Here is a 5491-nt window from a genome sequence, read left to right as displayed (position 1 = left end):
CCCGCCGCCGAGCGAGTCGACGCCGCCGACGCCGCAGGCCGCGCCGCCCCCGCCGCCGCGCCGACGCCCGCGCGCGCGGACCACCGCTGGCGACGGGCCGCGCACGCGCGCACGTTTGCGCGATGCCACGACTCCGCCCCCTCGCCGTCGCCGCCGCGTTCCTGCTGGCCGCCGCGCCCGCCGCGCCCGCGCCGGCGCAGCTCGCGCCCGTGGAGGCGACGTCGCTCCTCGGCGCGCCGCTCCGCCGCCCGACGCTGACCGCCGAGACGCGCGCGCGCATGGAGGCGCAGCTCGACTCCGCGCGCGCGCAGCTCGCCGCGAACCCGAAGAGCGCCGACGCCCGCATCTGGGTCGCGCGCCGCCTGGGCTACCTCGGCCGCTTCCGCGAGGCGCTCACCGAGCTGACGACGGGGATCGCCGAGCACCCGTCCGACCCGCGCATGTACCGGCACCGCGGGCACCGCTACCTCACGGTGCGCGACCTGCCGCGCGCCGCCGCGGACCTCGAGCGCGCGGCGACGCTGATGCGCGGGCGCCCCGACGAGGTGGAGCCCGACGGCCAGCCCAACGCGCGCAACACGCCGATCGGCACGCTGCAGTCGAACGTGTGGTACCACCTCGCGCTCGCGCGCTACCTCCAGCACGACGACGCGAAGGCGCTGCAGGCCGCGCGCTCCGGGCTCGCCGTGTCGGGGAACCCCGACAAGCTCGTGTCGCAGACGTACTGGACGTACCTGATCCTGCGGCGCATGGGGCGCGACGCGGAGGCGCGCGCGGCGCTGCAGCCGATCCGCCGCGACCTGGACGTGATCGAGAACGGCAGCTACCACCGCCTGCTCCTCCTCTTCAAGGGGGAGATCCCCGCCGACTCGGTGCTCGGCGGGATGGCCAACCCGTCCGACCTGTCGGCGGCCTACGGCGTGGCGGCGTGGCTGGGCCTCGAGGGGCGGCGCGCCGAGTCGGACGCGCTGCGCGCGCGCATCCTGAACAGCGCGCAGTGGCCGTCGTTCGGCTTCCTGGCCGCGGAGGCCGACAGCGCGCGGGCCCGGCGCCGCGGGGGCGCGCCACGCTAGCCCCGCGCTAGTCGCCCGCTCCCGCCCCGTCGAACAGCGCCGCCACGGCGACCGTGAGCGGCGCGTCGGCGCCCGGCGCGCGCCACGCCAGCGTCTCGCGCACGACGTCGGGCGCCTCGCCGATCGCGCGGTGCACCTCGACCGCGCGCGCCCACGGGTCGACCAGCCAGACCTCGCGCACGCCCATCCCGAGGTACGCCCGCACCTTGTAGTCGCGGTCGTACATCCGCGTCGACGGGCTCAGGACCTCGACCGCCAGCCAGCGCTCCGTCATCTCGCTCCACGGCCGGCCGGGGCGGACGTCCGGCCCGGTCACGAGGACGTCCGGGATCAGCAGCGTGGCGACGCCGTGCTGCGCCCCGCCGCCGCCGTACGCGAATCCGAGCCGCCCTCGGCCCAGGTACACGTGGAAGGCGGAGGCGACCTGCGTGACGACCCACTGGTGCGCGCTCCCGGGCATCGCCGTCACCAGCAGCCACCCTTCGAGCAGCTCGTAGCGGTTCCCGTCGTCCGGGAACTGCTCGAGGTCGGCGACCGTGTACCGCGGCAGCGGCAGGGCGATGGTGGCCATGGCCATAGGCTACGTCCTCGGCGAAGGGGCTCGCAACTCGGCATCGCGCACGCTCGCGCAGCGGCGTGGCCACCCCCGCGTCGCCGCGACGCGTCCCGGCGCAGGGGAACGCGCCGGCCCCGCTCGCCTTGACGCCGCCGCCGCGCCGGGCGAGCGTGCGCGCATGGCCACCGCCCCCGTGCCTGCACCCGCCGACGTGAACGTCCGCGCGCTCGACGCGGCGGAGGCGCGCGCCCGCGTCGCCGAGCTGTCGGACGTGCTGCTCGACTGCGTGGAGGGCGGCGCCTCCGTGAGCTTCATGGCCCCGCTCACCCGCGCGCGCGCCGACGCGTTCTGGCACGGCGTGGCCGACGGCGTGGAGGCCGCGGACCGCGTGCTGCTGGCCGCGGAGGACGGCGGCCGGCTCGTGGGCACCGTGCAGGTCGTGTTCGCGTGGCCGGAGAACCAGCCGCACCGCGGCGACGTCGCCAAGATGCTCGTCGCGCGCGCCGCGCGCCGCCGCGGCGTCGGCGAGCGTCTCATGCGCGCCGCCGAGGACGCGGCGCGCGCCGCCGGGCGCACGCTGCTCGTGCTCGACACCGTCACCGGCTCGGACGCCGAGCGGCTGTACGCGCGCCTGGGCTGGGTGCGCGTCGGCTCGGTCCCCGACTACGCGCTCTGGCCCGACGGGCGCCCGTGCGCCACCACCTTCTTCTACCGCCAGCTGGCCCCCACGCCCCCATGGACCACACCCCCGGCTTCCTGAAGATCGTCGACGAGGCGCGCCGCAACGTGCGCGAGATCTCGGTCGCGGACGCGCAGGCGCGGCAGGCCGCCGGCGCGCGGCTCGTCGACGTGCGCGAGGACACCGAGTACGCCGCCGGCCACGCCGCCGGCGCGGAGCACATCGGCAAGGGCGTCATCGAGCGCGACGTCGAGCGGAAGGTGCCGGACGCCGGCGCCGAGCTGCTGCTCTACTGCGGCGGCGGCTTCCGCTCCGCGCTGGCGGCCGACGCGCTGCAGCGCATGGGCTACACGAACGTGTGGTCGGTGGCTGGCGGGTGGCGCGCCTGGCAGGAGGCCGGCGCGCCCGTCGAGGGGCCGCGCTGAGCGGCGCGGCGGCGGTCTCCCCCACCGTCCCGCCGAACGTCCCGCGGCGCCACGCGCCGCGGCTGCAGGCGCTCGGCCGCCTCATGCTGCGGCTCCTGGGGTGGCGCGTCGAGAGCGCGCCCCCCGACCTGCCGAAGATGGTGATCGTCGTCGCGCCGCACACGTCGAACTGGGACTTCCCCGTCGGCGTGGCGGCGATGTTCGCGCTCGACCTCGCGCCGCGCTGGTTCGGGAAGCACACGCTCTTCCGCGGCCCGTTCGGGGCGTGGCTGCGGCGCATCGGCGGGATCCCGGTGCGGCGCCACGGCGGCGGCGCCAGCGGCGGCGAGGGCTCGGTCGAGCAGGTCGTCGCCGCGTTCCGCGCCGCCGACCGCCTCGTGCTCGCGCTGTCGCCCGAGGGGACGCGCGGCCGCGTGGAGCGGTGGAAGTCGGGGTACTACGTGATCGCGCACGCCGCCGGCGTCCCCGTCGTGCCGGCGTGGCTCGACTGGTCGCGGCGCGCGGTCGGCTTCGGCGCGCCGCACGCCGCCGAGGGCGGCGCCGAGGCGACGAGCGCGCGGCTCGCCGCCTCGTTCCACGCCGGGATGGCGCGGCGCCCCGACGCGTTCCGAGCGCCGCGCTAGGAGGGCGCGCTACTCGTAGCGATCGGTCCGCTTCGGGTCCTTGTCGCGGTTCCCCGGCCGCGCCCGCTCGTTCTGGTCGCCGCGCTGGTTGCCGCCCTCCTTGCTGTGGAGCTTGTTCTCGAGCTTCTCCTGGTGCGACGCGTTCTTCGGCACCTCCGCGCGCTGCTTGCTGGCGCCCGTGGTCGCGTGCATCTCGCTCGGCGACTTGCCGTGCTCGCGCGCCTCGCGCGCCGCCGCGCGCTTCTGGTCCGCGTCCCCTTCCATGTTGCGCTGCTGGCCGGCCATCGGCTCCTCCGTGAGTCTGTGGGAGGGCCCCGACTCTCAACATCCGTACCGGCCGCCCTGCCGGCCCGCGGGCGCGCGGCGTAGTGTCCGGCATGCCGCCCGATCCCGATCCGCACGCCGTCCCCGCCTGGCTCATCGGCCGCTGGCGCCTGCTGCGCGCCGACCTCGCGCTCGACTTCGCGCCCGGCGTCTGCATGGACTTCCGCGCCGGCGGCCGCCTCCTCTACTCGTTCTCGGTCGAGGGGCACGAGCAGACGGTGCCGCTCATCTACCAGGTCGAGGGCGACCGGCTGCGCACCGACAACCCCGCCGCCACGCACGCGGTCGAGACGCACTACCACCTCGGCGAGGGGGGCGTGCTGGTGCTCGACTTCTCGGGCGCCCACGCGTGGTTCGTGAAGGAGACGGGGTGAGCGGCGGCGACGCCGCGTTCCACCAGGCGCCGCCGCGCGTCGGCGACCCGTGGGCCAACGACCGCGCGCTGCGCGCGGCGATCACCCGGCTCCTCCCCGCCGACGTGCTGGCCGCCGCGGCGCCCGCGCTGACGCGGATGGGCGCGCGCGCCGGCGGCGACCTGCTGACGCTCGCCAACGCCGCGGAGGCGGCGCCGCCGCGCCACGTCCCGTACGACGCCTGGGGGCGGCTAGTCGACCGCATCGAGGTGAGCGAGGCGTGGCGCGCGCTCGACCGCGCGGGCGCGGAGGAGGGGCTGGTCGCGCTGGCGTACGAGCGCCCGTGGGGCGCGCACTCGCGCGTCGTGCAGATGGCGCTGCTGCAGCTGTTCCACCCGTCGTCGGCGGTCTACAGCTGCCCGCTGGCGATGACCGACGGCGCCGCGCGCTGCCTCGAGCTGCTGGGCGGCGACGACCCGGCGCTGCGCGCCGCGTTCGCGCACCTGACCACGCGCGACCCGGCGGCGTTCTGGACGTCGGGGCAGTGGATGACCGAGCGCGCCGGCGGCTCCGACGTCTCCACGACCGCGACGCGCGCCGAGCCGCGCGACGACGGCACGTTCGCGCTGCACGGCGACAAGTGGTTCACCTCCGCCACCACGTCGCAGATGGCGATGACGCTGGCGCGCCTCCCCGGCGCGCCGCCGGGAAGCGCGGGGCTGTCGCTCTTCCTGGTGCCGCTGGCGCGCGACGCCGACGGGCGGCTGCCGGGGATCGTCGTGCACCGGCTCAAGGAGAAGCTGGGGACGCGCGCGCTGCCGACGGCCGAGCTGACGCTGGCCGGCGCGCCGGCGCGGCTGGTCGGCGGGGCGGGGCACGGCGTGCGCAAGATCGCGTCGCTGTTCAACGTCACGCGCGTCTGGAACGCCGCCTGCGCCGCCGGCGGGATGCGGCGCGCGTCGGCGCTCGCGCGCGACTACGCCGAGCGGCGCGTCGCGTTCGGGAAGCCGCTGCGCGCGCACCCGCTGCACGCCGAGACGCTGGCCGCGCTCGAGGTCGAGGGGCGCGGCGCGCTGCAGCTCGTGCTGCACGTGGCGGCGCTGCTCGGCCGCGATGAGTGCGGCACCGCCACCGACGGCGAGCGCGCGGCGCTCCGCCTGCTCACCCCCGTGGCCAAGCTGCTGACCGGGAAGCAGGCGGTGGCCGTCGCCAGCGAGGCGCTGGAGGCGTTCGGCGGGGCGGGGTACGTCGAGGACACGGGGCTCCCGCGGCTGCTGCGCGACGCGCAGGTGCTGGCGATCTGGGAGGGGACGACCAACGTGCTCGCCCTCGACGTGCTGCGCGCCATCGAGCGCGAGGACGCGCTGGCGCCGCACCTCGCCGACCTGCACGCGCGGCTGAGCGCCGTGCGCGACGACGCACTCGCGCCCACGGCGCAGCTGCTGCACGCCGCGCTGG

The 5491-nt window shown here is 77.3% G+C and carries 8 protein-coding genes; 6 read left to right on the top strand and 2 right to left on the bottom strand.

The genetic code is table 11. The features are described 5' to 3' along the window. The first annotated feature begins 122 nt into the window (after positions 1–122). Complete coding sequence (locus PYV61_RS20285; RefSeq protein WP_275835028.1) at positions 123–1073, top strand: hypothetical protein; 951 nt, start codon at positions 123–125, stop codon at positions 1071–1073. A gap of 7 nt (positions 1074–1080) precedes the next feature. Here PYV61_RS20285 and PYV61_RS20280 read toward each other — a convergent pair whose 3' ends face one another. Further along, complete coding sequence (locus PYV61_RS20280) at positions 1081–1644, bottom strand: Uma2 family endonuclease (RefSeq protein WP_275835026.1); 564 nt, start codon at positions 1642–1644, stop codon at positions 1081–1083. 163 nt (positions 1645–1807) lie between these two features. On the opposite strand from PYV61_RS20280, the gene PYV61_RS20275 reads away from it, so the two are divergent. The 3 genes from PYV61_RS20275 to PYV61_RS20265 all read left to right on the top strand — a co-directional run bounded on the left by PYV61_RS20275 (position 1808) and on the right by PYV61_RS20265 (position 3356). After that, complete coding sequence (locus PYV61_RS20275; protein WP_275835024.1) at positions 1808–2389, top strand: GNAT family N-acetyltransferase; 582 nt, start codon at positions 1808–1810, stop codon at positions 2387–2389. Next, positions 2365–2733 carry a rhodanese-like domain-containing protein gene (locus tag PYV61_RS20270; RefSeq protein WP_275835022.1) on the top strand — a complete coding sequence of 123 codons (369 nt, stop codon included), beginning with the start codon at positions 2365–2367 and terminating at the stop codon, positions 2731–2733. The genes PYV61_RS20275 and PYV61_RS20270 overlap by 25 nt, the downstream gene beginning before the upstream one ends. A gap of 83 nt (positions 2734–2816) precedes the next feature. Continuing rightward, entirely contained in the window at positions 2817–3356 is a 540-nt protein-coding gene (locus PYV61_RS20265) for a 1-acyl-sn-glycerol-3-phosphate acyltransferase (protein WP_275835020.1), read from the top strand. A 9-nt stretch (positions 3357–3365) separates the two neighbouring features. On the opposite strand, the gene PYV61_RS20260 is transcribed toward PYV61_RS20265, so the two are convergent. Beyond that, positions 3366–3641, bottom strand: a complete 276-nt coding sequence (locus PYV61_RS20260; RefSeq protein WP_275835019.1) for a hypothetical protein — start codon at positions 3639–3641, stop codon at positions 3366–3368. A 92-nt stretch (positions 3642–3733) separates the two neighbouring features. On the opposite strand from PYV61_RS20260, the gene PYV61_RS20255 reads away from it, so the two are divergent. Further along, positions 3734–4054: a hypothetical protein gene (locus tag PYV61_RS20255; RefSeq protein WP_275835018.1), complete on the top strand. Its 321-nt coding sequence runs from the start codon at positions 3734–3736 to the stop codon at positions 4052–4054. Then, positions 4051–5491 (top strand): acyl-CoA dehydrogenase family protein (locus PYV61_RS20250; protein ID WP_275835017.1); only part of this gene is annotated, 1441 nt, incomplete at its 3' end. The genes PYV61_RS20255 and PYV61_RS20250, both read left to right, overlap by 4 nt.

It is taken from the genome of Roseisolibacter sp. H3M3-2 (genome assembly GCF_029211165.1).
Lineage (GTDB): Bacteria > Gemmatimonadota > Gemmatimonadetes > Gemmatimonadales > Gemmatimonadaceae > Roseisolibacter.
Note: the sequence above shows the minus strand (reverse complement) of the source record. Positions and strands in the feature narration are given on the sequence as shown.

What these genes read in the sequence shown, in the direction of transcription:
- PYV61_RS20270 (WP_275835022.1), top strand. Translation starts at nt 2,365, where the DNA reads ATGGACCACACCCCCGGCTTCCTGAAGATCGTCGACGAGGCGCGCCGC.
- PYV61_RS20255 (WP_275835018.1), top strand. Translation starts at nt 3,734, where the DNA reads ATGCCGCCCGATCCCGATCCGCACGCCGTCCCCGCCTGGCTCATCGGC.
- PYV61_RS20280 (WP_275835026.1), bottom strand. Translation starts at nt 1,644, where the DNA reads ATGGCCACCATCGCCCTGCCGCTGCCGCGGTACACGGTCGCCGACCTC.
- PYV61_RS20285 (WP_275835028.1), top strand. Translation starts at nt 123, where the DNA reads ATGCCACGACTCCGCCCCCTCGCCGTCGCCGCCGCGTTCCTGCTGGCC.
- PYV61_RS20275 (WP_275835024.1), top strand. Translation starts at nt 1,808, where the DNA reads ATGGCCACCGCCCCCGTGCCTGCACCCGCCGACGTGAACGTCCGCGCG.
- PYV61_RS20265 (WP_275835020.1), top strand. Translation starts at nt 2,817, where the DNA reads ATGCTGCGGCTCCTGGGGTGGCGCGTCGAGAGCGCGCCCCCCGACCTG.
- PYV61_RS20260 (WP_275835019.1), bottom strand. Translation starts at nt 3,641, where the DNA reads ATGGCCGGCCAGCAGCGCAACATGGAAGGGGACGCGGACCAGAAGCGC.